Here is a 25,212-nt window from a genome sequence, read left to right as displayed (position 1 = left end):
CAAACCTCGTCCGAGGGAGGCGTGCGTCACGTCCGGAGCCCGCCGGGCCGCCCGCCCCGCCCGCTCGAATAGCCTGCACGGGTGATCCGATTCGCCACGCCCGACGACGTCCCCGACATCCTGCGGCTGATCCGCGAGCTCGCCGAGTACGAGCGCGCCCTGCACGAGGTGAAGGCCACGGAGGAGCAGGTCCGCGAGAGCCTCTTCGGCCCGGACCCGAAGGTCTTCGCGCACGTGGCCGAGCACGAGGGCCGCGTCGCCGGGTTCGCCGTCTGGTTCCTGACGTACTCGACGTGGAACGGCACGCACGGGATCTACCTGGAGGACCTGTTCGTCGACCCGGGCGTCCGCGGCCACGGCTACGGCAAGGCGCTCCTCACCGAGCTGGCCCGGATCGCGGACGAGCGCGGCTACGGCCGGGTCGAATGGTCCGTCCTCGACTGGAACAAGCCGGCCATCGACTTCTACGAGTCGATGGGCGCCCGCCCGCAGGACGAGTGGACGGTCTACCGCCTCACCGGCGACGCCCTCACCGAGGCCGCCGCGTCCTACCGCCCGCCCCCCGAGCACACCGGGCACGGCGCCTCCGCGTAGCTGCCCTCGGCCACGACCACACCGGCGCCTAGGCAATGCGTGCAGAGGCCCGATCCCCGCACCGCCGGGTGGTCCCAGACGGGCGGAAGAGGGCCGTGCGCCTGGGCGTCGTACTCCCCGCCCTCCCCTGGGAACAGCCGGTGACGCGGCCCGTCGTCCGCGGGCTCGCGCTCGCCGCCGACGACCTTGCGGCCGTGGCAGAACATGCACATCAACTGCAGCGGGCCCAGGCGCTGCTCGCCTGTCCCGCCGCACTCCGGGCATTCGATCTCGTCGCTCACACGCACCGCCGCGTTCGCAGTCCGCCGCCGGCCCGCCATGCCGGGCTTCTTCCTTGAGAGAAGGATGACCTGCCCGCGCCCGCCGGGCAACGCCTTACCTCCGCGCGGACCGCGCCGGGACGCCCCCGGACGCGACTGAAGCCCGGCCCCACCGGGACCGGGCCTCAGCGTTCACGCCGGTCAGCCCTGCTTGGTCTCCTTGAAGATCTCGGCGATCTCGTCGATCTTGGCGAGCAGTTCGTCCGCGGCCTTGGCGTCCATGCTGCCCTTGGTCCCCGTGGCGCCGGCGAGCTTGGTGGCCTCGTTGAACAGCTGGTGCAGGTGCGGGTACTTCTCGAAGTGCGGAGGCTTGAAGTAGTCGGTCCACAGCACCCACAGGTGCTCCTTGACCAGCTGGGAACGCTGCTCCTTGATCAGGATCGCCCGGGCGCGGAACTCCGGGTCCTCGTTGGCCGCGTACTTCTCGGCGATCGCCTTGACCGACTCGGCCTCGATCCGGGCCTGCGCCGGGTCGTAGACGCCGCACGGCAGGTCGCAGTGGGCGGACACCGTGGTCTTCGGGCGCAGAAGCTTGAGCAACACCTGCGATTCCCTTCCCTCGTTGTGGATCATGCTCAGGTCACCTGACATTACTCTTGTGCCCGTGGGCCCGTCCGGCCAGGGCGCTCGGTATTTCGGCCTAGGACCCGGATCGCGGCGCGGCCCGGAACCCCTTCCTGGACTGTTCTTGACCGCCGCCCCGCGAACTATGCGGGCGGACGAGGAGGACCATGCGGATCCGCGCGCTGTCGTGGGGCCTGACCGGGGCGGCGGCGGCGGGGGCGGCGGCGCTCGCGCTGGCCGCCGCCCGCCGGCGGCTGCGGGCCGTCGAGGTCACGGGCGACTCGATGCTGCCGGGGCTGCGGCCGGGGGACTGGCTGCTCGTCCGGGCGGGCGCCCGTCCCGAGGCCGGGGACGTCGTCGTGGCCCGCCACCCGGACCGGCGGGACCTGCTGATCGTCAAGCGCGCCGGGCACCGGGCGGCGGACGGATGGTGGCTGGAGAGCGACAACCAGCGCGCCCGCGGCCGCAGCGACAGCTGGGACTTCGGCCCCGTCCCCGACGCCCTCATCGTCGGACGCGTCGTCGCACGCTACTGGCCGCGCCCGGCACCCCTGCGGCCCGGTGGTCTGGCGTCCTTGCGGCGCGGCTCGGCGTCCCTGCGGCCCGCGTTCCGCAAGGGGAACACGGGCCGTCGGAGGTGAGCGCCGGCCGCGTCAGATGCGCGCCACGCCCTCGCGGCGGGCCTGGGCGGCGACGGCGGCGGCGACGGCCGGGGCGACGCGGTCGTCGAAGGGGCCCGGGATGACGTAGTCGGCCGTGAGGTCGTCGCCGACGATGTCGGCCAGCGCGGTCGCGGCGGCGAGTTTCATGCCCTCGGTGATGGAGTGCGACCGCACGTCCAGGGCGCCGCGGAAGATGCCGGGGAACGCCAGGACGTTGTTGATCTGGTTCGGGAAGTCGCTGCGGCCCGTCGCGACGACCTTCGCGTGCCGGCGGGCGACCTCCGGCTGGACCTCGGGGGTCGGGTTGGAGAGCGCGAAGACGATCGCGTCCGGCGACATCGTGGCGACGCACGACTCGTGGACGGTGCCGCCCGACAGGCCGATGAACACGTCGGCGCCGCGCAGCGCCTCCTCCGTGGAGCCCTTGAGGTGCGACCGGTTGGTGATCGCGGCGATGCGCTCCTTGACGGGGTTCAGGCCGTCCCGTCCCTCGTAGATGAGGCCCTTGCTGTCGGACAGGGCGATGTCGCCGATGCCGGCCTCGATGAGGATCTGCGAGACCGCGATGCCGGACGCGCCCGCCCCGGCCACCACCGCGCGCAGGTCCGACAGGGGCCTGCCGACCAGGCGGGCCGCGTTGGTCAGGGCGGCGAGCACCACGATCGCGGTGCCGTGCTGGTCGTCGTGGAAGACGGGGATGTCGAGCGCGGCGCGGAGCCGGTCCTCGATCTCGAAGCAGCGGGGCGCGCTGATGTCCTCCAGGTTGATGCCGCCGAAGCTCGGCGCCATCCGGACCACCGTGTCGACGATCTCGTCGACGCCGGTGCAGCTCAGCGCGATCGGCACCGAGTCGACGCCGGCGAACTCCTTGAACAGCAGGGACTTGCCCTCCATGACCGGCATGGACGCGGCCGGGCCGATGTCGCCGAGCCCGAGCACGGCGGTGCCGTCGGTGACCACGGCGACGACCTTGGACGTCCACGTGTAGTCGTAGGCGAGTTCGGGGTGGTCGGCGATCGCGGTGCAGACGCGGGCGACGCCGGGCGTGTAGGCCAGCGAAAGGTCGTCCTTGTTGCGGACCGGGATGGTCGAGCGCATCTCCAGTTTCCCGCCGCGGTGCAGCGGGAAGGCCGGATCGTCGTCCAGCGAGGAAGGTTCGGTGGGAATGGGCTGAGCAGCCACAGCGACCCCTGTCGGTGAAAGTTGGCTTTCTTGGACGCCGCCGCGTTGGTGATGGTGTGGTGGCCGGTCACGCGGTGGCCATCGTGTGACGTACGGGGGTCACCCGTTGTCCGATTGTGCCATACCCCCTCTCAAATCCTGATTGAGCGGGGATGGTGGCGACGGTCACGCGGGCGTTGCCGAAATGTAGCCGTACGGTTGCGTTCCGTGGGGAAGGTCGGCGTTGACGTACCGTCCCGGGGCCCGCTCGTTGCGTGATTGTTTCGCACCCTTTATCCAGATCAGAGAGGTTGTACGCCAAGATGTGCACCTGACCTACGGATCTACGCGGATCCGACGCAACCATCTGAAGGGGGACCAGTGATCACCGGTTCTCTGCGCCGTCACGGGATCGTGACGGGCGTGCTTGTGCTGACGGGCGCGCTCGCCCTTTCGGCATGCGGCGAGAAGGAAGACGACGCGGGTGGGGGCCCCAAGATCACAGCTTCGGGCGGCGCGGACGCCAAGCTGGCGGGGATGGTCCCCGACGCGATCAAGTCGGACGGCAAGATCCTCATCGGCACCGACGCCACGTACGCGCCGAACGAGTTCCTGGACTCCGACGGCAAGACCGTCATCGGCTGGGACCGCGAGCTGTTCGACGCGGTGGCGGTCAAGCTCGGCCTGAAGACCGAATGGGTCTCCAGCAAGTTCGACGACATCGTCCCAGGCGTCCAGTCCGGCAAGTACGAGGCGGGCGTCTCCTCCTTCACCATCAACGACGAGCGCAAGAAGGTCGTCAGCATGGTGAGCTACTTCAACGCCGGCACCCAGTGGGCGACCAAGAAGGGCAACCCCGCCGGCGTCCAGCCCGACAACGCCTGCGGCAAGAAGATCGCCGTGCAGAAGGCCACCGTCCAGGTCGAGGACGTCCAGAAGCGGTCGAAGGAGTGCACGGCCGCCGGGAAGCCCGCGATCACCATCGACCAGTACCAGGGCCAGGACCAGGCGACCGCGGCGATCGTGTCCGGCAAGGACGACGCCGGCCTCGCCGACTCGCCGATCATCGCCTACGCGGTGAAGAAGACCAACGGCCAGCTCGAGCTGCTCGGCGAAATCTACGAGGCGGCCCCGTACGGCTTCGTCGTGCAGAAGGAGCAGACGCAGCTCGCCGAGGCCGTCGCCGGCGCCACCAAGGCCCTCCAGGCGGACGGCACCTACAAGAAGATCCTGGAGAAGTGGAACGTGCAGGCGGGGGCGATCACCGACTCGGCCGTTAACCCGTAACCGATGGCGGATCTCACAAAACAGACGCCGGACCCGGCGCGGCCTGAAGCGATCAAGGCCGTGCCGGTCCGGCACCCCGGCCGCTGGGCGGCGGTGGCGGTCATCGCGGTGCTCGCCGCGATGTTCGCCCACATGCTCGTGACGAACGACAAGTTCCAGTGGTCGTTCCTCGTCGACAACGCCTTCCGCCCCAACATCATCCGGGGCGTCTGGACGACCATCGCGCTGACCGTGCTGGCCATGCTGATCGGCGTCCTGTCCGGGGTCGTCCTCGCCGTGATGCGGCTGTCGGACAACCCCGTCCTCAGCGGCGTCGCCTGGCTCTACACCTGGTTCTTCCGGGCCGTCCCCCGCCTCGTCCTCGCGATCCTGTTCGGCAACATGGGCATCCTGTACGCCAAGTACCACGTCGGCGGCGTGCCGTTCGCGGGGCAGCTCGGCGACCTGATGGGCGTCGACATCGACGCCACCCTCTTCACCCTCGACGCGCGCACGCTGCTGACCGGCTTCATGGCGGGCCTGCTGGCGCTGGCGCTGTCGGAGGCCGCCTACATGGCGGAGATCGTGCGCGCCGGCATCCTGTCGGTCGAGCCCGGCCAGGAGGAGGCCGCGAGCGCACTCGGCATGTCCCGGCTGCTGACCCTGCGCCGGATCATCCTGCCGCAGGCGATGCGCGTCATCGTCCCGCCGACCGGCAACGAGACCATCGCGATGCTCAAGGACACCTCGCTGGTGGCGTACGTACCGGTCACCAACGAGCTGTTCTTCCAGCTCCAGGCCGTCGGCAGCCGGACGTTCAACGTCTTCCCGATGCTGGTCGCGGCCTGCATCTGGTACCTGATCCTGACCAGCTTCCTGCTGGTGGGGCAGTACTTCATCGAGCGCCATTTCGCCCGCGGGGCGGGAGTCTCCAGGGAGAAGGGGGCCGCGCTGCGCGCCCTCGGCTTCGGCAGCGGGGGAGGAGGAGCATGAGCGTGCCGGACGCCGCCGGGGACCTGATGGTGAAGTCGGAGGCCGTGCGCAAGTCGTTCGGCCGCCTGGAGGTGCTGAAGGGCATCGACCTGGAGGTCACGTCCGGCGAGGTGATGTGCGTCGTCGGGCCGTCCGGGTCCGGTAAGTCGACGTTCCTGCGCTGCATCAACCACCTGGAGAAGATCGACTCCGGGCGGCTGTGGGTGAACGGCCACCTGGTCGGCTACCGGGAGTCGGGCGGCAAGCTCTACGAGCTCCGCGACCGCGAGGTCGCCGCGCAGCGCCGCGAGATCGGCATGGTGTTCCAGCGGTTCAACCTGTTCCCGCACATGACGGCGCTGGAGAACATCATGGAGGCGCCGCACCGGGTGAAGCGGCTGCCGAAGGCGGACGTCCGCGACCGGGCGCTCGCGCTGCTGGACCGGGTCGGGCTGGGCGACAAGGCGCAGAGCTACCCGTCGCAGCTGTCCGGCGGTCAGCAGCAGCGGGTCGCGATCGCGCGGGCGCTGGCCATGGAGCCGGCGCTGATGCTGTTCGACGAGCCCACCTCCGCGCTGGACCCCGAGCTGGTCGGCGACGTGCTGGAGGTCATGAAGCAGCTCGCGCTGGACGGCATGACCATGATCGTGGTGACGCACGAGATGGGGTTCGCCCGGGAGGTCGGCGACTCGCTGGTCTTCATGGACGAGGGCGCCGTCGTCGAGAAGGGCACGCCGCGGGAGGTGCTGGCCAATCCGCAGCACCAGCGCACGAGGGACTTCCTGTCCAAAGTCCTCTGACGCGGCGGTCCCGGTTGTAAGCATCGAGATCCCGGTCGTACGCATCGAACGGCCCGTCCCCTGGGGGGCGGGCCGTTTCGTTCCGGGACGGACGGTTAGTGTGCGGTTCATGTTCGCTGTCACGGCTACGAAGATCGACGCAGACAATCCGCTGAACGGGCTGACCGCGGGGGAGCGGCCCGATCCCGACGTGCCGGACGGCTGGACGACCGTCACGGTGAAGGCCGCCGCGCTCAACCACCACGACCTGTGGTCGCTCAAGGGCGTCGGGCTGCCCGCCGACCGGCTCCCGATGATCCTCGGCTGCGACGCGGCCGGGCTGGACGAGGACGGCAACGAGGTCATCGTCCACTCGGTGATCGGCGACCCGGGCCGGGGCGGCGGCGACGAGACCCTCGACCCGAAGCGGTCGCTGCTGTCGGAGGCGCACCCGGGGACGCTGGCGGAGAAGGTCGCGGTGCCGCGCCGCAACCTCGTCCCGAAGCCGGCCGGGCTGTCGTTCGAGGAGGCGGCGTGCCTGCCGACGGCGTGGCTCACCGCGTACCGGATGCTGTTCGACAAGGCGGGCCTGCAGCCGGGCGCGTCCGTGCTGGTGCAGGGGGCGGGCGGCGGCGTCGCGTCCGCGGCGATCGCGCTGGCGTCGGCGGCCGGGTACCGCGTCTACGCGACGAGCCGCACCGAGGCGAAGCGCGAGCGGGCGCGGGAGCTCGGCGCGGACGAGGCGGTCGAGACGGGCGCGCGGCTGCCGGAGCGGGTCGACGCCGTCATCGAGACCGTCGGGCAGGCGACGTGGTCGCATTCGCTGAAGTCGCTGCGGCCCGGCGGCCGGATCGTGGTGTCCGGCGCGACCAGCGGGGCGGTGCCGCCGGCGGACCTGAACCGGGTGTTCTTCCTGCAGCTGTCGGTGGTCGGGTCCACGATGGGGACGCGCGACCAGCTGGAGCGGCTGGCGCGGTTCCTGGTCAAGACGGGCACCCGGCCGGTGATCGACCGGACGCTGCCGCTGAGCCGGGCGCACGAGGGGTTCGCCGCGATGGCCGGGGGCGACCTCTTCGGGAAGATCGTCTTCACGCCCTGACGGTCAGGACTTCGGCTCGTCCGTGCGGAAGATCTCCTGCTTCAGGCGGTCGCGGGCCTCGTCGAGGAGGGTCTGGGCGGCGGCGAGGTCGTCGTCGTCCAGCCGCGCCGTCTTGGCGGCCTTGCGGACGTCCTCGACGAAGCCGCGGAGCAGGCGCTCCAGCTTGAGGCGGGCGACGTCGTCGCGGGTGCCGGTCGCCGTCTTCCAGGCGTCCTCCCAGTTCTTCCGCCACTCCTCCTTCCACGCCTGCTTCTGCTCGCGCCAATACTCCTTCTGGCGCTTCCACTCGTCCTTCTGGCGCCCGGTGGACTCCTTCCAGGCGTCCTTGGACGTGGTCTTGCCCTGGTCGCGCATCGTCCGGGCGGCCTGGGTGAGCTCCTCGCGCAGCGTCCGGACGGTCTGCCGGACGTCCTCCTGCACGCCGCGGGCGAACTCCTGCGCCGACGCGGAGATCTCCTCCTCCAGCTCGGCCAGCTCGTCCATGCGGCGCTCCAGCTCCTCGCGGCCCTTGTCGGTCAGCGAGTACACCTTCTTGCCCTTGACCACCTCATGGGTGACGAGGCCCTCCGACTCCAGCCGGGCGAGCCGCGGGTAGATCGTGCCGGGTGAGGGCGAGTAGACCCCGAGGAACCGGTCCTGCAGGAGCCGGATCACCTCGTAGCCGTGCCGCGGGCTCTCCTCAAGGAGCTTCAGCAGATACAGCCGCAGGCGACCGTGGCCGAAAACGGGGCTCACAGGGTCCTCACTTCTCCATTCGCGGGGTGGTGATCTCGGGCTCGTCGTCGCGTCCGACGAGGGTGACGGCGCCGGACACGGTGTTGACCTTCAGCCGTCCCGAGCCGTTCCCGATCTTGCCGGACCGGGTGCGCCCGAGGAGCCCGTCCTGCTCGGTGAGCTCGGGGAACGTCGTGTTCAGCGGCCCGGCGGCCGAGCTCAGCGTGACGTGCGCGCCGGCCGAGTACGGGATGCGCAGCGCCACCTCGCCGGAGACGGTGTTGACGTCCACCCGGGCGTCGCCGTCCAGGCTCACGTCGGCGGCGACGCGGCCGCTGACGGTCCGCGCCGCCAGCCGGGCGACGGAGCCGCCCGCCACGGACAGGTCGCCGGAGACGGAGGTGAACGAGACCGTCCCGTCCAGGCCCTGCGCCTCGATCGCGCCGGAGACGGTGTTGGCGTCGACCGCGCCCACGACCCCGTCGAGGGTCACGTCGCCGGAGGCGCTCTTGATGGACGTGCGGGACGTCGTGCCGGTGACGACGGCGTCCGCCGAGACGAGGTTGAGGGAGACCGGGCAGTCGCGCGGGACGGTCACCGTGACGGCGGCGCGGCACCGCTGGGTGCGCAGCCAGCTCAGCACGCCCTCCCACAGGTTCTCGTGGGTGACGGTCAGCATGCCCGCCTCGTGGGTGACCACCAGCGGCGGGCCCTCGACGTCGCCGATCATGATGGACGGGCGCTCGGCGGAGGCGAGCACCGAGACGGTCCCGGCGATCAGCGTGGCCCGCAGCGCGACCACGCCGTCGAAGTCGAGGGTGGTCGGTTCGTCGATCGTCCAGCGCGACATCGCGTTCGCCCTTCGTCCGAACGGCCTCCATCCAGTAAACACGATATGTCGCGTCTCTGGAAAGTCAAGATGTATCGCGTTCGAGTCCCGGCCTTCCGGCCCGGCCGCTACCCGTCCTCTTCCTCGTCCAGCCGGGCCAGCCAGGTGGCGAGCCGTTCGACGGACGTCTCGAACTCGGGGTTCAGGTCGACGAACTCGCGCAGCCGCTCCGCCAGCCACGCCAGGCTGACCTCCTCCGCGCCGCGCCGGTCCGCCAGCTCCTCGATGCCCCGATCGGTGAAGTACATTGCCTGGTTTCTCTCTCGTGCCGATTCGGCCGTACTGGTTCGGCCGGGACGCCGAGGGCTCCGGCGCCGCGCACCGGAGCCCCAGAGTCCGACCCGTTTACTTGGGCTCGAAGAGCCTGGCCAGCAGGGCCTCCTGCTCGGCCTGGTGCAGCTTCGCCGAGCCCACCGCCGGGGACGAGGACGCCGGACGCGACACCCGCGACAGCTTCAGCCCGTCGACGTGGTGCGGCAGCTTCAGCGCCATGAACGGCCAGGCGCCCATGTTCGCGGGCTCGTCCTGCACGAACACGACCTCGACGCCGGACGGGTACTTCGCCAGCTCCGCCTTGATCTCGTCCACCGGCGGCGGGTAGAGCCGCTCGACCCGGACGACCGCCGTGTCGGTCGCGTCCGCGGCGTCGCGGGCCTTCACCACCTCGTAGTAGATCTTGCCGGTGGTGAGCAGCACGCGCCGCACGCCCGCCGGGTCGATCGCCGGGTTCACCTCGGGGATGACCGGCTGGAACGCGCCGCCGGTGATCTTCTCGACCGGGGACGCGGCCGCCTTCAGCCGCAGCAGCACCTTCGGCGTGAACACCACCAGCGGCTTGTGCCGCCCCGACAGCACCTGCCAGCGCAGCAGGTGGAAGTAGTTCGCCGGGGTCGTCGGGTAGACGACGGTCATGTTGTCCTGCGCGCACAGCTGCAGGTAGCGCTCGATCCGCGCGGACGAGTGGTCGGGCCCCTGCCCCTCGTAGCCGTGCGGCAGCAGCAGCACGACCCCCGAATGCTGGCCCCACTTCTGCTCGCCGGAGGAGATGTACTCGTCCACGATCGACTGGGCGCCGTTGGCGAAGTCGCCGAACTGGGCCTCCCAGCACACCAGCGCGTCCGGACGCGTCATCGAGTAGCCGTACTCGAAGCCCATCGCCGCGTACTCGCTGAGCAGCGAGTCGTGGACGTAGAACTTCGACACGCCCTGCCCGAACTGCTTGAGCGGCGTGTACTCCTCACCGGTCTTGCGGTCGACCAGGACGGCGTGCCGCTGGCCGAACGTCCCGCGCCGGGTGTCCTGGCCGACGAGCCGCACCGGGTGGCCGTCGATCAGCAGCGAGCCGAACGCCAGCAGCTCGCCGGTCGCCCAGTCGATCGCGTCGTCCTCGATCATCTGCGCGCGGCGCTGCAGGATCGGCTGGAGCCGCGGGTGCGGGGTGAAGCCCTCCGGCAGGCTGACCTGCGACTCGATGATCCGCTTGACGGTCTCGGCCGGGATCGCCGACCCCGCGCTGCCGTGGTCGATCGGGATGCGCTCCTCGACGTCCGGCTTGACCACCGAGCCCGGCTCCTGCGGCCGCTTCACCGCCTCGCGGGTCTCGGTGAAGGCGCGCTCCAGCTGCTCCTGGTAGTCGCGCAGCGCCTGCTCGGCCTCCTCGACGGTGATGTCGCCGCGGCCGATCAGCGCCTCGGTGTACAGCTTGCGCACCGACCGCTTCGCGTCGATCAGGTCGTACATCAGCGGCTGCGTGAACGAGGGGTTCTCGCCCTCGTTGTGGCCGCGCCGCCGGTAGCAGACCATGTCGATGACGACGTCCTTCTTGAACGTCTGCCGGTACTCGAACGCCAGCCGCGCCACCCGCGCGCACGCCTCCGGGTCGTCGCCGTTCACGTGGAAGATCGGCGCCTGGATCATCCGGGCCACGTCGGTGGAGTAGACGCTGGACCGCGAGTACTCCGGCGCGGTGGTGAACCCCACCTGGTTGTTGATGATCACGTGCACGGTGCCGCCGGTGCGGTAGCCGCGCAGCTGCGACAGGTTCAGCGTCTCGGCGACCACGCCCTGCCCGGCGAACGCGGCGTCGCCGTGCACCAGGATCGGCAGCACGCTGAACCCGGCCTCGCCGACGTCCAGCAGGTCCTGCTTGGCGCGGACGACGCCCTCCAGCACCGGGTCGACCGTCTCCAGGTGCGAGGGGTTCGCGACCAGCTCACAGTGGATCTTGGAGCCGTCGTCGGCGACGAAGTCGCCCGCCGCGCCCAGGTGGTACTTCACATCGCCCGAGCCCTGCGCGGAGCGCGGGTCCAGGTTGCCCTCGAACTCGCCGAAGATCTGCCCGTAGGACTTGCCGACGATGTTGGCCAGCACGTTCAGCCGGCCGCGGTGCGCCATGCCGATGACGACCTCGTCCAGGCTGTCCTTGGCCGCCGCCGAGATCACCGAGTCGAGCAGCGGGATGACCGACTCGCCGCCCTCCAGCGAGAACCGCTTCTGCCCGACGAACTTCGTCTGCAGGAACGTCTCGAACGCCTCCGCGCTGTTCAGCCGGCGCAGCACGTGCAGCTGCTCCTCGCGGGACGGCTTGTCGTGCGGGACCTCCACGCGCTCCTGGATCCAGGCGCGCTCCTCCGGGTCCTGCATGTGCATGTACTCGATGCCGACCGTCCGGCAGTACGCCATCCGCAGCACGCCGAGGATGTCCCGCAGCTGCATCGTCGGCTTGCCGCCGAACCCGCCGGTCGCGAACTCGCGCTCCAGGTCCCACAGGGTGAGGCCGTGCTTGAGGATGTCCAGGTCGGGGTGCCGGCGCTGCTTGTACTCGAGGGGGTCGGTGTCGGCCATCAGGTGGCCGCGGACCCGGTAGGCGTGGATCAGCTCGTGGACGCGCGCGACCTTGGCGACGTCGTCCTCGTGGGTGGCGGAGATGTCCTTCACCCAGCGCACCGGCTCGTACGGGATCCGCAGCGCCTCGAAGATCTCGTCGTAGAAGCCGTCGGAGCCGAGCAGCAGCTCGTGGATGCGGCGCAGGAAGTCGCCCGACTGCGCGCCCTGGATGATCCGGTGGTCGTAGGTGGAGGTCAGCGTCATCACCTTGCTGATCCCCATGCGGGCCAGGGTGTCGCTGGACGCGCCCGCGAACTCCGCCGGGAACTCCATCGCGCCGACGCCGATGATCGTCCCCTGGCCGGGCATCAGCCGCGGCACCGAGTGGACGGTCCCGATCGTGCCCGGGTTCGTCAGGCTGATCGTCGTGCCCTGGAAGTCCTCAAGCGTCAGCTTCCCGCCGCGGGCCTTGCGGACGATCTCCTCATAGGCGGCCCAGTACTGGCGGAAGTCGAGCGTCTCGGCGGCCTTGATGCTCGGCACCACCAGCTGCCGCGACCCGTCGCTCTTCTGCAGGTCGATCGCCAGCCCGAAGTTCACGTGCTCGGGCCTGACCAGCACCGGCTTGCCGTCGACCTCGGTGAACGCCGCGTTCATCGCCGGCATCGCCGCGAGCGCCTTGACGATCGCGTAGCCGATCAGATGCGTGAACGAGACCTTGCCGCCGCGCCCGCGCTTCAGATGGTTGTTGATCACGATGCGGTTGTCGATCAGCAGCTTCGCCGGGACGGCGCGCACGCTCGTCGCCGTCGGCACGCCCAGGCTGGCCTCCATGTTGGACGCCGTCCGCGCCGCGACCCCGCGCAGCCGGACCTCCTCGGCGCCCTCGGGCGCCGGCGGGGGAGCGGGCTTCTGCTGCGGCGCCGGCTTCGGCGCCTGCCCGGCGGGGGCCTTCGGGGGCTGCACGGGCTGCTGCGGTGTCGGCGGAGCGGCCGCCGTGCCGTTCGCGGCCTTCACGGCCGCGCCGTCGGCAGGCGCCTGGGGGGACGCGGGGGTCGCGGACGTCGGCCGGCTGTCCGGCTGGTAGTCCGCGAAGAAGTTCCACCAGGCCTCGTCAACCGAGTTCGGATCTTCGAGGTACTTCTGGTACAGCTCGTCGACCAGCCACTCGTTGGCACCGAAGTCGGTCATCTTTGGGTCGGCACTAGATTGCGACGACTCTGTCGACACGGCGGAGATCGCCCTCTTCCGCAGCTCGCAGGTAAGTTCTGAGACGAATCAAGGCTACTGCAGTGTCAGCCCAGGGGGGCGTGCCCCTGGGCCGACCTGGCCGCCGGGTCAGTGCGTGTGGGGCGCGACGGTCGGGCCCTCGCTGGCCTGGATGAGCACGAAGCCCTGGCCCTGGTACGCCAGCTGCATGGCCTCGCCGCTGCCGCGTCCGATGAGGGCGCCCGCCTTGAAGGTGCGGTTGACGCCGACCTGGAGGCTGGTGCTCCACGCCACGGCCGACTGGCCGTCGGCGAAGGTGGGGGCGCGGCCGCAGTCGAGCATGACGGGCGTGCCGTGGGTGGTGAGGGCGACCCAGCCGGTGCCGGTGAGGGTGGTGTTGAACAGCCCGCCCGCCGCGATCCCCGCGCCCTGGACGCGCTGGATGTCCGACTGCAGATGCGAGTCGTAGGCGAGGATGTTCTTGCCGTTGACGGTCATCCCCTCGTTCTCCAGGTAGAACAGGTGGATGTCGTCGGCGTCGTTCGCACAGAACAGCAGGCCCTGGCCCTTGACGCGCATCAGCGGCACGCCCTCGCCGGTCAGCGCCTTCTTCATGAACTTGCCGATGCCGCCGGAGCCCTCGTAGTCGAACTCCATCTGCCCCTGGAAGGCGACCATGGACCCCTGCCGGGCCAGGACGTCCCCGTTGAGGTGGATCCGGAGCATCTTGGAGTTCTGGAGCGCGAAGTGGCCGGGAAGCTGCTGGCCCTGGTCGAGGTTTCCGAAGAATTGGCTGCGCATGGTCGGGTCGTGCCTCTCGTGCGGATTACTGGAGAACCGCCAGCATAACGAGGGGATGAGGTCAACGTTCCCGGTTGTGGGGGGCCGTCCAGTCCAGGAGGGGTCCCTTGGGGACGACGCCGGACGGGTTGATGTTGCGCTGCGTCACGTAGTAATGGCGCTTGATGTGGTCGAAGTCCGTGGTGTCGCCGAAGGCGGGAACCGAGTACAGGTCGCGGGCGTAGGCCCACAGGTTCGGGTAGTCGACCAGCCGCCGCAGGTTGCACTTGAAGTGCGAGTAGTAGACGGCGTCGAAGCGGGCGAGCGTGGTGTAGAGGCGGACGTCGGCCTCGGTGATCTGGTCGCCGAACAGGTAGCGCCGGCCGGCGAGGCCTGCCTCTAGGTCGTCGAGGGTCTTGAAGAGGGCGTCGACGGCTTCGTCGTAGGCGGCCTGGGCGGTGGCGAACCCGGCCTTGTAGACGCCGTTGTTGACGTTCGTGTAGACGACGCCGTTCAGCTCGTCGATCTCGGGACGGAGAGCCTCCGGGTACAGGTCCGGGGCGCCGGGCTTGTGGTACGCCGTGAATTCCGTCTCCATCATCGTGGTGATGTCCGGGAAGTCGTTGGTGACCAGCCGCTTCGTCGCGGTGTCCCAGATGCAGGGGACGGTGTAGCGGCCCTTGAACGACGGGTCGCTGTGCAGGTACAGCTCGGAGAGGAACTCCGCGCCGGTGACGGGGTCGCGGCCGGGGATCCGCCAGCCGCGCTCGTCCCGGATCGGGTCCACGACGGCGAGGCCGATCACGTCCTCCAGGCCCAGCAGCCGCCGGACGATCATGCTGCGCTGCGCCCACGGGCACGCGTACGACACGAACAGCCGGTACCGGCCGGGCTCGGCCCTGAGACCGCCGGCCCCGGCCGCGGTGATCCGTTCCGTGAACCGGTTCGCCTGCCGGACGAACCGTCCGCTCTCGACCTCCTGTGCGGTCATCGCTCCGCTCCCTTCCGTGTGCTCTCTCAGATGCGCATGCGGCCGCAGATCATCGGCAGGTCCAGGTGGGTGCGGATGCCGGGCGGGGCCGCGCAGACCGCCGGGACGGAGTTGAGCACGTGCGCGGCCGCGGCGGAGATCGGGTCGGACACCCAGTTCTCGTCGGCCGTCAGCGTCAGCGGCGGGCGGCCGTTCACGCGCAGCGAGTAACCCGGGCGGCCCCACTCGTCGGGCATCCGGGCGGCGTCCGCCTTGTGCACGATCTCGACCGTGATCACGGGCCGTCCGGCGGCGATGCCGCTGAACGTCCAGCGGGCCGCGGCGACCGTGCCGCGCGGGACCGGCCCGGCGGCGGTGGCGAGGTCGGTGCGGGCGAGGCGGTGCTCGACGTCCACGTCGATCTCGTCCAGGTCGGCGCCGAGCCCGGCGGCGACCAGGTGCAGGCTCTCGGCGAACAGCGCCCGCATCGCGGTCCGGTTGGGCCGCAGGGCGCGCAGGTAGGCGTCCTCGTCCTTCCCGAAGCCGACCGTGTGGTGGACCATCTGCCAGGACGGATGCCGGGAGAAGTCGGAGCACTCGCGGGCGTAGACGTGCGTGATCTGCCGGGACAGCCGCGACAGCACCAGCGGCATCACGTCCGCCATGAACCCGTTGCTGATCCCGCTGCCGTGCACGGACACGCCGCCCCGCTTGCACGCCTGCTCCAGCTCGTTCGCGAGCTGCGGGCCGTGCGCCTGCGGGTAGACGTAGCCGTTGGTGCAGATCACGTTCTTGCCGGACGACAGCAGCGAGCAGATCAGGTCCAGCTCGGCGTACCGGTCGAGCGCGGGGGTCGGGGCGTAGACGACGCAGTCGGCGTCCAGGTCGAGGACGTCCTGCACGTCGCCGGTGGCGGCGACGCCGGCGGGGTCGCGGCCGGCGAGCGTCCCGACGTCGACGCCCGCCTTGGCCGGGGCGTGCGCCCAGGCGCCGGCCAGCTCCATGTCGGGCCGGTCGAGGACGCCCCTGATCACGCAGCGTCCGAGCGTGCCCGTCGCCCATTGCACGACGCGGTACGGGCGGGGGTTCGGTGAGAACGCGCCGGCGGGGCTCATCGGTACGGGGACCTCCGTTGCTCCTCGCGAGGAGACTACGCCCAGCAACGGGCGAAAAGCGGCATTCCGTGCAACTTTCCTACCAAGGTCCATCGTACGCAGTAGTGAAGTGACGTCCAGATGGCGGACGAAACTGGGGGCTGCGGCCGAGCGGGATTCGGTTCAGTGGTACCACTGGGTAACCCCAGGATGGTTACCTGGGGAGAGTCGGTGCCCGTTCGGTGCATGTGAGGAGACTGAGATGTCGGAACTGCGCTACGACGGCCGGGTGGCGGTCGTGACCGGGGCGGGCCACGGCCTCGGCCGGCGGCACGCGCTGGAGCTCGCCGCGCGCGGCGCCAAGGTCGTCGTCAACGACCTCGGCGGCGACCGGTCCGGCACCGGCGCGTCCGCCGGCCCCGCCCAGGAGGTCGCGGACGAGATCGCGAAGAACGGCGGCGAGGCCGTCGCGAACCCCGGAAACGTCGCGACCCCCGAGGGCGCGGAGTCGATCGTGCGGACCGCGCTGGACGCCTTCGGCAAGATCGACATCCTGATCAATAACGCGGGCATCCTGCGCGACCGGTCGTTCAAGAACATGACCCCGGACGAGTGGGACGCGGTCATCGCCGTCCACCTGCGCGGCTCGTTCCTCGTCTCCAGCGCCGCGTGGCCGCACCTGCGCGAGAACGGCTACGGGCGGATCGTGAACACCTCGTCCCCGGCGGGCCTGTTCGGCAACTTCGGCCAGGCCAACTACGCCACCGCCAAGATGGGCCTGGTCGGGTTCACCAAGACGCTCGCCCACGAGGGCGCCAAGTACGACATCAAGGCCAACGCGATCGCGCCGGTCGCCTGGACCCGGATGACCGAGGACCTGCTGCCCGCCGACTTCGCCGACAGGCTGGGCGTCGAGCAGGTCACGCCGCTCGTCGCCTACCTCGTCCACGAGTCCAACCAGGACTCCGGCGAGGTCTACACGGTCGGCGGCGGCCGCATCGCGAAGATCTTCGTCACCGAGGGCCCCGGCTACGGGCAGAACGAGACGCTGTCGGTCGAGGACGTCCGCGACAACTGGGCGGCGATCAGCGCCGACGCGCCGATGACCGTGCACAAGAACGCGATGGAGCAGATGGGCCCGCTGATCCAGCAGCTCGGCTCCTGAGCCGTTGAGCGGGATCACGCTGGACCGGCGGGACGGGGTGCTCGCGATCGCCCTGTCCCGTCCGGAGCGACTGAACGCCGTCGACGCCGCCCTGGCGGAGGAACTGCTGGACGTCCTCAACGCGCTGATGCGCGACCCGGACACCCAGGTCGTCGTCCTCACCGGCGAGGGCCGCGCCTTCTGCTCGGGCATGGACATCCAGGGCGGCGACCCGTCCGGTGAGAGCGCCGAGGGCCGCGTCCAGCGGCTCCACCGCGGCATCGCCGCCGGCGGCGAGGTCACCGCGCGGCTGCGGGAGATCCCGCAGCCGGTGATCGCGGCGCTGCACGGCCCGGTCGCGGGCCTCGGCGCCGCGTGGGCGCTCGCCTGCGACCTGCGGGTCGCCGACCCGACCACCCGCTTCGTGCTGCCGTTCGTCGACCTCGGCCTGTCCGCGGGCGACTGCGGCCTGTCCTGGCTGCTGCCCCGCCTCGTCGGCCCGGCCAGAGCCGCGGAGATCTCCTACCGCGCCCAGCGCCTGGACGTGACTCGCGCCGACGCCCTCGGCCTCATCACGGAGATCACCCCCGAGGGCGCGGACCTGGACGCCGCGCACGCCCTGGCCGACGAGCTCCTCACCAAGTCCCCCTACGGCCTGCGCCGCACGAAAGAGCTGCTCAACGCGTCCCTGGACGCACCGGGCCTGCGCCGCCAGCTGATGGCGGAGACCGCCGTCCAGACCCTCGCCTTCTTCACCGAGGACCTGACCGAAGGCATGACCGCCACCCTCCAGAAACGCCCCCCAGACTTCAAGAACCGCTAGAAGCCCAGCCGGGTCACGGGTCGTGCGGCCGGAGGCGCCCCAGCGCCGGAGGTCGCACGGCCCGCCGAGCCGGGCGACCGCAGCGCCACGGTCACAGACCCGCACGGTCACGGAGGACCTGCACCGTGGCGTGAGGATCGACCGGCTCGTGACGGGGGTTCCAGGGGGTCGCCCCCCTGGGCTAGTCAGCCAAGGCCAAGGAGAGGGCCTCGACGTAGCGGAGGGCGGCGAGGCGGGCCAGGGCCGGATGGGGGCCGAGGGGGGCGGAGTGGGGGCAGCCGACGGTGGCGGCGGCGGCCGCCACCCGGGCGGCGTCCGGCTCCGGGCCGATCAGGTGCGGGGCCAGCGCGATGGACGTGGCGCCCGCCGCGCGCAGCTGCTCGGCGGCGGCCTTGACGGACGCGTCGTCGTTCAGCGAGGCGGTGAAGACGGGCGCGGCGAGGCGGGAGGCGAGCAGCACGCCGGTGACCTCGGCCTGCCGGACGGCCGTGGCGTCGCCCGGCGTGGCGACGATGACGCCGGACGCGGCGGTCACCATCGTCATCAGCCTGATCCGGTCGGCGCGGGCGAGGCCGCCGTCGGCGAGCCGGTCGTGCAGGGCCTCGGCGATGAGGGGGTGCGGGCCGAGCGGCTCGGCGGCGACGGCGTTCGCCGGGGCGGCCGCGACGGCGTGCCGCAGGGCCGCGTCCATGGCCGGGTCGGGGCCGGTGGACATCGGCACGACGACCGCCGCGAGCTCGTCCGGGTCGCGGTGCAGGCCGGCGAGGACGGTGTGCAGGTTCGCCTCGTCGCCTTCCAGGTAGGCGACGCGGGCGGGCTGGCCGGTGTGCTCGATCTCGACGAGCCGGGCCAGCTCGAGGGCGGGCTCGGCGCCGGCCCGCCGCGCGGGGCCGGGGACGGCCAGGACCAGCGTGGGGGATCCGGGGGGAAGCAGGAACGATTCGTCGCCGCGGTGCCGGCCGCCGCGCGGGGCGCGGCGCCGTCGCGACGGCAGTGCCTCGGATGCCTGGCTTTCGGGACTCACGGCGGGCATCGTAACGCCCTCCGGCCAGGAGGTCGGCCTCCCGTCCCGGCCGCCGTCGTTGCCTGAGTGAATCGTGCTTCTCCTTCCGGTGCCGGCCGCGAGGCGAAGTGGTGGGTGAAGAAGCAGAGTATGGCGCAATGGCCTCGGACAACAGGGGGAAATGAAGCAAATTGTCCTAATATGCCGCTATCTTCTTGCGTCCGGTTCGGGCATCCCGGTACGGCGCGGTCATCGCGGCCGGTCGCGGGAATGGCGGCAATGCGCATGAATGGGGCCAAAGCGGTTGCGGTCCCGTCGCAGGTCACCTTTATGATCCAGGGACCCTTCGCGCCGGACGCGGGGGGACGAGGGAGCCCGAAGATGCACGACACCGTGACCGGTGAGCTGAACTGGCTGCTCAACGACTTCGCGCGGCGGGTGCCGGCCGTGCGGCAGGCGGTGATCCTGTCCCGGGACGGGCTGGCGGTCGCCGCGTCCGGCGAGCTCGGCCGCGAGGACGCGGAGCACCTGTCCGCGCTGGCGTCCGGCCTGCAGAGCCTCGCGCGCGGCGCGGGCCGGCACTTCGCGGGCGGGAACGTCCGGCAGAGCATCATCGAGATGGACGCCCTGCTGCTGTTCGTGTCCGCCGCCGGCGACGGCACGTGCCTCGCTGTCCTGGCCGACGCGGAGGCCGACGCGGGACTCGTCGCCTACGAGATGGCCGTCCTGATCAAGCGCGCCGGACGGCACATGCAGGCGAGCCCGAGGTTCGGGACGCAGGTCGGCGGCGAGCGCCTCGGAATGTCCTGACCTGGCCGTACGCGCACGAGCGGACGGCCGCCGCACCGTTGCCCGACCGCCGGGAAGCCCCGACGTAGTAGGCTCCCGCACACCCCCGTACCCCCACGCATCGGGAGGTTTCCCCGTATGCCGTCCCGGACGCCGAGGCCGTGATGGTTCCTCGCCTCTCCTCCATCCGGTCGAGGATCACGCTTCTGGTCCTCGTCCCGCTGCTCGCGCTGGTCTCGCTGTGGGCGTTCATCACGGGCGTCACGTACGGCGACGCGAACGTGCTCCTGCAGAGCCGCCAGTTCCAGCAGAAGACGATGCTGCCCACGCTCCGGCTCATCGAGGCGCTTCAGGAGGAGCGGCGGCTGTCGGCCGCCGAGCTCGGCGGGGGCCGTCCGGTGGACGCGGGCGCGAAGGCGGCGAGCAGGCAGGACGCCGACAAGGCGGCCGGGGAGGTCCGCGCCGGCAGCCGGGACGGGGACCTGCGCGGAACGCTCCGGCCCGGACTCGTCACGCGGATCGACGGCCTGGTGACCAAGCTCGACACCCTCCACGCCGTCCGCCGCGGCGTGGACGCGGGCTCCGCCGACCGCACCCAGATGCTGCGCGGGTACGACGAGGTCATCGACGCGTGCTTCGCCGTGCACCAGGCGATCACGCCGGGCGAGGGGTCCATCACCGCCAAGGCCCGCACCTTCGCCGCGTTCGGCCGCGCCCGCGAGTTCCTGGCCCGCGAGGACGCGCTGCTGACCGGCGCGCTCGCCGCCGGGCACATCACCGCCGCCGAGCGCGGCCGGTTCGCGCAGCTCGTCGGGGCCCAGCGGTACCTGCACGGCGACAACGTGTCGAGCCTGTCGACCGCGCACCGCGACCTGTTCGGGCAGCTCACCGCGTCGCCGGAGTACGTCCGGCTCCAGCGGCTCGAGGACCAGGTCATCGGCGGCGCCGAGGCGCGGGCAAGGACGGGGCGGTCCGCCGCGCTCGGCGAGCGTGCCCAGGCCGTCGACGCGGACGCCTGGCGGAACGCCGCCGGCGCCGTCATCGACCGCATGGAGGACTTCGCGGAGCGGATGCTCGCCGACGCCGTCGAGGACGCCCGGGGCATCGCCGTCGGCACGTTCCTGCGGCTCGGGCTGGCGGGCGGCCTCGGGCTGCTCGCGATCGTGTTGTCGTCCCTCATCGCGACCCGCGTCTCGCGGCGGCTGCTGCGCGAATGCCGGACGCTCACCGCCGGCGTCGTGTCCTTCACCCGCGAACGGCTCCCCGGGCTCGGCAAGGAGATCGCCGCAGGGCGGCATCCGGAGCCCGAGCCGGCGCCGGAGGACGGCTACCGCATCGACGAGATCCGGCAGATCGCCGAGTCGTTCGACCGCGCCCGCGACGCCGTCGTGCTGGCCACCGAGGGCGAGGTCGCGGCCCGGCGCGGGATCAGCGAGGTGTTCGTCAACCTCGCCCGCCGCAACCAGGCGCTGCTGCACCGCCAGCTCGGGCTGCTCGACACGATGGAGCGCCGCACCGAGGACCCGTCCGAGCTGTCGGACCTGTTCCGCCTCGACCATCTCGCGACCCGCATGCGGCGGCACGCGGAGGGCCTGGTCATCCTCGCCGGGAAGACGGCCGGGCGCGGCTGGCGGCGCCCCGTCCCGCTGGTGGACGTGGTCCGCGGCGCCGTCGCCGAGGTCGAGGACTACCCGCGCGTCCGGGTGCAGCCGCTGCCGCGGATCGCGCTGCGCGGCTCCGCCGTCTCCGACGTCATCCACCTGCTCGCCGAGGTGGTCGAGAACGCCACGACGTTCTCGCCGCCGCAGTCGCCGGTGCGGGTCAGCGGCCAGGCCGTCGCCAACGGGTTCGCGATCGAGGTCGAGGACCGCGGCCTCGGCATGACCGAGGAGGCGATGCGCGCCGCCAACGAGCGGCTCGCCAGCCCGCCGGAGTTCGACCCGGCCGACAGCGCCCAGCTCGGGCTGTTCGTCGTGGCGCGGCTGGCGGAGCGGCACGAGATCACGGTCACGCTGCGCCCGTCCCCGTACGGGGGGACGACCGCGGTCGCGCTGATCCCCGGGACGCTGATCGTGGAGGACGCCGAGCAGGAACCGGTGGCGCGCCGGCTGACCGGGCCGATGCCGGAGCTGCCGAACCGGGAGGCCGACCTGTCGGTGACCGGCGGCGCCGTCCGGCTGGCCGCCGAGCCCGAGGCGGACACCGAGGCTCAACCCCAAGACGAATCTGAACCGGAAGCGGAGCCGGCGGCTCCGCCGAAGAAGGGCGAGCTGCCCAAGCGGCGGCGGCAGCAGCATCTCGCGCCGCAGCTCAAACGGCGGGTCGACGAGCGCCTGGCGGCCAAGGGCCAGGCCTCGCCCGCCGCTCCGCCCGTCCCGCCGCCCGCCCCGGCGAAGCCCGAGCCGGCGGCGCCCGCCGAGCCGGTGCCCGCCGAGCCCGCCATGCCGCTGTCCGCGCCCGTGCCGATGGACGCGCCCCCCGCGCCGGGCAAGGCGCCGGACGGGAGCGGGGACGAGTCCACGGAGCGCTCGCCCGAGGCGATGCGATCGATGATGTCCGCCATGCAGCGCGGCTGGCAGCGCGGCAGGCAGGACGCGGCCGGCGCCGAGCCGGCAGGGAAACCGGGCGAGCAGGAGCGGAGACCAGGCGACCAGGAGGACGACACCCCATGACAGAGGCCCAGTACTCCGGCGCGGACGTCCCGAACGGCAGGGCCGGCGGCGAGCTGGACTGGCTGCTGGACAGCCTCGTCCAGCGGGTGGACGCGGTGCAGAACGCGGTGGTGCTGTCCAGCGACGGGCTGCGGATGGCGGCGTCGAGCGGGCTGGCCCGCGAGTCGTCCGACCACCTGGCCGCCGTGGCCGCCAGCTTCCAGAGCCTCGCGCGCGGGGCCGGGGAGTCGTTCGGCGGCGGGCCCGTCCGGCAGACGATCGTGGAGATGGAGTCGTCGTTCCTGTTCGTCACCGCCGCCGGGCACGGCGCGTGCCTCGCCGTGCTCGCCGCCGCCGACGCCGACCTCGGGATCATCGCCTACGAGATGGCGATGCTCGTCGCCCGCGTCGGGCAGCACCTGTCGGCGGACCCGCGGGCCGCCGCCGAGCCGGGCGGGGGGTGAGGCATGGGGGACGCCGCCTGGTACGAGGACGAGGACGCGGCGGGCCCGGTGGTCAGGCCCTACGCGCTCACCGGAGGCCGCACGCACTACCAGGGCGACGAGTTCGACCTCGTCGCCCTGATCGCCGCCGTGGCCGGGCCGGAACCCGCGGACGACCCCCCTTCGGCGGCGCCGTGGGCGCCGGAACATCACATGATCTTGGAGCTTTGCCGCACACCGCTGTCGGTCGCCGAGATAGCGTCGGATCTGGAACTCCCCCTCGGGGTCGTCCGTGTCCTGCTCGGCGATCTGCTCGACCGCTCGCTGATTCAGGTCCGGCGACCCGCGCCGGTGGCGCAGTTCCCCAGCGAGCGCGTACTCAAGGAAGTGATCGATGGAATCCGTGCGCTCTGACGCGGACGCCTCACAGGGCGACTCCGCGCTGACGGTGAAGATCCTCGTGGCCGGTGGTTTCGGCGTCGGCAAGACCACCCTGGTCAGCGCGGTCAGCGAGATCCGCCCGCTGCGCACCGAGGAGGCGATGACCGAGAAGAGCATCGGGATCGACGACACCACCGCCGTCGCCGCCAAGACGACGACGACCGTGGCGATGGACTTCGGGCGGATCACCCTGCCGAACGGCCTCGTGCTGTTCGTGTTCGGGACGCCCGGCCAGGACCGGTTCTGGTTCATGTGGGACGAGTTGGCCAAGGGTGCGCTCGGCGCCGTCGTCCTGGTGGACACCCGGCGCCTGGCCGACTGCTTCGCCTCCGTGGACTACTTCGAGCGGCGCGGGCTGCCGTTCATCATCGGCGTGAACCGGTTCGACGGGCCGGGGCGGCACACCGCCGACCAGGTCCGCGACGCCCTGGACCTGTCGCCCGACATCCCGGTGATCTCCTGCGACGCGCGCGACCGCGAGGACGCCAAGCAGGTGCTCATCACGCTCGTCGAGCACATCATGCGCACGATGAGCAGCCGCCAGGCGACGATCAGCTACTAGCGCCGCCGAACGGCGACCGAACGACCGAACGGCCCGACGGCCCCCGCGGCAGTGCCGCGGGGGCCGTTGCACGCTGATCTTTGTCCTCTGGCTGGAAAAAGTTGAGATGATCTAGAAGAAAGGTCTTCTCAGGGCGGCGAAAGCCGGTTACCTTCTCGCCAAGCCCTGCGACTCGGGGCCCGGCCAGGAGAGGACGGCGTGATGCGCATGTCGGCTCGTCCGCAGAACGTGCATCAGGCACGGCTGCTGCGGCTGCTGCGCGACGAGGGCCCGCGCTCGCGCGCCGAGCTGGGCGACGTCGTCAGGCTGTCGCGGTCGAAGCTGGCCGTGGAGCTGGACCGGCTCGTCGAGCTCGGGCTGGTGGAGGGCGCGGGGCTGGCGGCGTCCCGGGGCGGGCGGCGGTCCGGGATCGTCCGGCTGTCGCCGCGGCTGCGGTTCGTCGCGTTCGACATCGGCGCCACCTCGATCGACGTCGCCGTCACCGACGGCCAGCTGGAGGTTCTCGGGCACGTCGCCGAGCAGTGCGACGTGCGGCAGGGCGCGACCGTCGTCCTCGACCGGGCCCTGGACCTGCTCGGCAAGCTGCGCGACGAGGGCCTCATCCCGCAGGTGCACGGCACCGGCATCGGCGTCCCCGGGCCGGTCAGCTTCCGGGACGGCATGCCGGTCGTGCCGCCGATCATGCCCGGCTGGGACCGCTTCCCGATCCGGGACGCGATCGGCCAGGAGCTCGGCTGCCCGGTGCTGGTCGACAACGACGTGAACCTGATGGCGCTCGGCGAGCTGCACGCCGGGGTCGCCCGCGCGGTGGACGACTTCCTGCTCGTCAAGATCGGCACCGGGATCGGCTGCGGCATCGTCGTGGACGGCGCCATCTACCGCGGCGTGTCCGGCAGCGCCGGCGACATCGGCCACATCCGCGTGGACGGCGCCCAGTCTGACAAGAGCCCGACCTGCGCCTGCGGCAACGCGGGCTGCCTGGAGGCGTTCTTCGGCGGCGCGGCGCTCGCGCGGGACGCCGCCGCGGCCGCGGCCTCGGGGGAGTCGCCGCAGCTCGCCGCGCTGCTGCAGACCCACGGGGAGCTGACCGCCGGGCACGTCGGCGAGGCCGCCGCGGCGGGCGACCCGGTCGCCGTGCGGCTCATCCGGGAGGGCGGCCGGCACGTCGGGCAGGTCCTCGCCGGGCTCGTCAGCTTCTTCAACCCGGGCCTCGTCATCATCGCGGGCGGCGTCGCCGGGCTCGGCCACGCGCTGCTCGCCGAGATCCGCAGCGTCGTCTACCGCCGGTCCGCGCCGCTCGCGACCGGCAACCTCCCGATCGTGCTGTCCGAGCTCGCCGGGACCGCCGGCGTCGTCGGCGGCGCCCGGCTCATCAGCGACCACGTCTTCTCCTTCTCCGCCGCCTGACACAACCCAACCCCGACCCCGTTCCCTTATCGGCTCCCGCCCCCGAGGAG

The 25,212-nt window shown here is 71.6% G+C and carries 25 protein-coding genes; 14 read left to right on the top strand and 11 right to left on the bottom strand.

The features are described 5' to 3' along the window. Nucleotides 1-81: 81 nt before the first annotated feature. Complete coding sequence (locus ACH35V_RS35020; RefSeq protein WP_395979156.1) at nt 82-594, top strand: GNAT family N-acetyltransferase; 513 nt, start codon at nt 82-84, stop codon at nt 592-594. On the opposite strand, the gene ACH35V_RS35015 is transcribed toward ACH35V_RS35020, so the two are convergent. Both ACH35V_RS35015 and sodN read right to left on the bottom strand, forming a co-directional pair. Continuing rightward, the gene (locus ACH35V_RS35015; RefSeq protein ID WP_395979155.1) at nt 549-875 is read right to left on the bottom strand and encodes a hypothetical protein; all 327 of its coding nucleotides are present in this window, start codon (nt 873-875) and stop codon (nt 549-551) included. The two genes, ACH35V_RS35020 and ACH35V_RS35015, sit on opposite strands and share 46 nt — an antisense overlap. Before the next feature lie 180 nt (nt 876-1,055). Next, nucleotides 1,056-1,457 (bottom strand): superoxide dismutase, Ni, encoded by a 402-nt coding sequence (sodN, locus tag ACH35V_RS35010; protein ID WP_395979154.1) that lies wholly within the window; start codon nt 1,455-1,457, stop codon nt 1,056-1,058. 188 nt (nt 1,458-1,645) lie between these two features. On the opposite strand from sodN, the gene sodX reads away from it, so the two are divergent. Further along, entirely contained in the window at nt 1,646-2,119 is a 474-nt protein-coding gene (gene sodX / locus ACH35V_RS35005) for a nickel-type superoxide dismutase maturation protease (protein WP_395979153.1), read from the top strand. Between the two features lie 12 nt (nt 2,120-2,131). Here the strand turns inward: sodX and ACH35V_RS35000 are convergent, their stop codons facing one another. After that, nucleotides 2,132-3,322, bottom strand: a complete 1,191-nt coding sequence (locus tag ACH35V_RS35000) for an NADP-dependent malic enzyme (RefSeq protein ID WP_395979152.1) — start codon at nt 3,320-3,322, stop codon at nt 2,132-2,134. A 402-nt stretch (nt 3,323-3,724) separates the two neighbouring features. Here ACH35V_RS35000 and ACH35V_RS34995 point away from each other — a divergent pair, with 402 nt between their 5' ends. The 4 genes from ACH35V_RS34995 to ACH35V_RS34980 all read left to right on the top strand — a co-directional run bounded on the left by ACH35V_RS34995 (nt 3,725) and on the right by ACH35V_RS34980 (nt 7,417). Beyond that, nucleotides 3,725-4,588: an ABC transporter substrate-binding protein gene (locus tag ACH35V_RS34995; protein WP_395979151.1), complete on the top strand. Its 864-nt coding sequence runs from the start codon at nt 3,725-3,727 to the stop codon at nt 4,586-4,588. A gap of 3 nt (nt 4,589-4,591) precedes the next feature. Beyond that, nucleotides 4,592-5,560: an amino acid ABC transporter permease gene (locus tag ACH35V_RS34990; RefSeq protein ID WP_395979150.1), complete on the top strand. Its 969-nt coding sequence runs from the start codon at nt 4,592-4,594 to the stop codon at nt 5,558-5,560. Beyond that, nucleotides 5,557-6,339 (top strand): amino acid ABC transporter ATP-binding protein, encoded by a 783-nt coding sequence (locus ACH35V_RS34985; protein ID WP_395979149.1) that lies wholly within the window; start codon nt 5,557-5,559, stop codon nt 6,337-6,339. The genes ACH35V_RS34990 and ACH35V_RS34985 overlap by 4 nt, the downstream gene beginning before the upstream one ends. Nucleotides 6,340-6,448: 109 nt before the next feature. Then, a complete protein-coding gene (locus ACH35V_RS34980) occupies nt 6,449-7,417 on the top strand; it encodes a zinc-binding dehydrogenase (protein WP_395979148.1) in 969 nt (322 codons plus the stop codon). A 3-nt stretch (nt 7,418-7,420) separates the two neighbouring features. Here the strand turns inward: ACH35V_RS34980 and ACH35V_RS34975 are convergent, their stop codons facing one another. From ACH35V_RS34975 to ACH35V_RS34945, 7 genes are all read right to left on the bottom strand, one after another. Next, a complete protein-coding gene (locus ACH35V_RS34975) occupies nt 7,421-8,152 on the bottom strand; it encodes a helix-turn-helix transcriptional regulator (RefSeq protein ID WP_395979147.1) in 732 nt (243 codons plus the stop codon). 7 nt (nt 8,153-8,159) lie between these two features. After that, the gene (locus ACH35V_RS34970) at nt 8,160-8,981 is read right to left on the bottom strand and encodes a DUF4097 family beta strand repeat-containing protein (RefSeq protein WP_395979146.1); all 822 of its coding nucleotides are present in this window, start codon (nt 8,979-8,981) and stop codon (nt 8,160-8,162) included. Between the two features lie 107 nt (nt 8,982-9,088). Next, nucleotides 9,089-9,268 (bottom strand): DUF6104 family protein, encoded by a 180-nt coding sequence (locus ACH35V_RS34965; protein ID WP_395979145.1) that lies wholly within the window; start codon nt 9,266-9,268, stop codon nt 9,089-9,091. Nucleotides 9,269-9,365: 97 nt separating this feature from the next. Beyond that, nucleotides 9,366-13,076 carry a multifunctional oxoglutarate decarboxylase/oxoglutarate dehydrogenase thiamine pyrophosphate-binding subunit/dihydrolipoyllysine-residue succinyltransferase subunit gene (locus ACH35V_RS34960; RefSeq protein ID WP_395979144.1) on the bottom strand — a complete coding sequence of 1,237 codons (3,711 nt, stop codon included), beginning with the start codon at nt 13,074-13,076 and terminating at the stop codon, nt 9,366-9,368. Between the two features lie 108 nt (nt 13,077-13,184). Next, the gene (locus ACH35V_RS34955) at nt 13,185-13,856 is read right to left on the bottom strand and encodes an AIM24 family protein (RefSeq protein ID WP_131963430.1); all 672 of its coding nucleotides are present in this window, start codon (nt 13,854-13,856) and stop codon (nt 13,185-13,187) included. 61 nt (nt 13,857-13,917) lie between these two features. Then, on the bottom strand, nt 13,918-14,826 hold the full coding sequence (locus ACH35V_RS34950; RefSeq protein WP_395979143.1) for a glutathione S-transferase family protein: 909 nt from the start codon (nt 14,824-14,826) through the stop codon (nt 13,918-13,920). Nucleotides 14,827-14,852: 26 nt separating this feature from the next. After that, nucleotides 14,853-15,920 carry a dihydrodipicolinate reductase gene (locus ACH35V_RS34945; protein ID WP_395979142.1) on the bottom strand — a complete coding sequence of 356 codons (1,068 nt, stop codon included), beginning with the start codon at nt 15,918-15,920 and terminating at the stop codon, nt 14,853-14,855. 241 nt (nt 15,921-16,161) lie between these two features. Between ACH35V_RS34945 and ACH35V_RS34940 the strand changes: the two genes are divergently transcribed. After that, nucleotides 16,162-17,064, top strand: a complete 903-nt coding sequence (locus ACH35V_RS34940) for an SDR family oxidoreductase (RefSeq protein ID WP_395979141.1) — start codon at nt 16,162-16,164, stop codon at nt 17,062-17,064. Nucleotides 17,065-17,068: 4 nt separating this feature from the next. Then, a complete protein-coding gene (locus ACH35V_RS34935; protein WP_395979140.1) occupies nt 17,069-17,866 on the top strand; it encodes an enoyl-CoA hydratase/isomerase family protein in 798 nt (265 codons plus the stop codon). A 181-nt stretch (nt 17,867-18,047) separates the two neighbouring features. Here ACH35V_RS34935 and ACH35V_RS34930 read toward each other — a convergent pair whose 3' ends face one another. Next, nucleotides 18,048-18,890: a sirohydrochlorin chelatase gene (locus ACH35V_RS34930; protein WP_395979139.1), complete on the bottom strand. Its 843-nt coding sequence runs from the start codon at nt 18,888-18,890 to the stop codon at nt 18,048-18,050. 360 nt (nt 18,891-19,250) lie between these two features. Here ACH35V_RS34930 and ACH35V_RS34925 point away from each other — a divergent pair, with 360 nt between their 5' ends. The 6 genes from ACH35V_RS34925 to ACH35V_RS34900 all read left to right on the top strand — a co-directional run bounded on the left by ACH35V_RS34925 (nt 19,251) and on the right by ACH35V_RS34900 (nt 25,162). Further along, nucleotides 19,251-19,679, top strand: coding sequence for a roadblock/LC7 domain-containing protein (locus tag ACH35V_RS34925; RefSeq protein WP_395979138.1), 429 nt, complete (start codon nt 19,251-19,253; stop codon nt 19,677-19,679). 143 nt (nt 19,680-19,822) lie between these two features. Further along, nucleotides 19,823-22,330, top strand: coding sequence for a nitrate- and nitrite sensing domain-containing protein (locus tag ACH35V_RS34920; RefSeq protein ID WP_395979242.1), 2,508 nt, complete (start codon nt 19,823-19,825; stop codon nt 22,328-22,330). After that, nucleotides 22,327-22,773: a roadblock/LC7 domain-containing protein gene (locus ACH35V_RS34915; RefSeq protein ID WP_395979137.1), complete on the top strand. Its 447-nt coding sequence runs from the start codon at nt 22,327-22,329 to the stop codon at nt 22,771-22,773. The genes ACH35V_RS34920 and ACH35V_RS34915 overlap by 4 nt, the downstream gene beginning before the upstream one ends. A 3-nt stretch (nt 22,774-22,776) precedes the next feature. Beyond that, a complete protein-coding gene (locus ACH35V_RS34910; protein ID WP_395979136.1) occupies nt 22,777-23,166 on the top strand; it encodes a DUF742 domain-containing protein in 390 nt (129 codons plus the stop codon). After that, complete coding sequence (locus tag ACH35V_RS34905) at nt 23,147-23,755, top strand: GTP-binding protein (RefSeq protein WP_395979135.1); 609 nt, start codon at nt 23,147-23,149, stop codon at nt 23,753-23,755. Before ACH35V_RS34910 ends, ACH35V_RS34905 begins: the two co-directional genes overlap by 20 nt. Before the next feature lie 201 nt (nt 23,756-23,956). Continuing rightward, a complete protein-coding gene (locus ACH35V_RS34900) occupies nt 23,957-25,162 on the top strand; it encodes an ROK family protein (RefSeq protein WP_395979134.1) in 1,206 nt (401 codons plus the stop codon). Nucleotides 25,163-25,212: the final 50 nt, after the last annotated feature.

Origin of the sequence: Actinomadura sp. 1N219 (assembly GCF_044326405.1) — a bacterium.
In the GTDB taxonomy this organism is placed as follows: Bacteria; Actinomycetota; Actinomycetes; order Streptosporangiales; family Streptosporangiaceae; genus Spirillospora.
The sequence above is the reverse complement of the archived record's forward strand: the minus strand, read 5'-3'. Positions and strand labels throughout refer to the sequence as shown.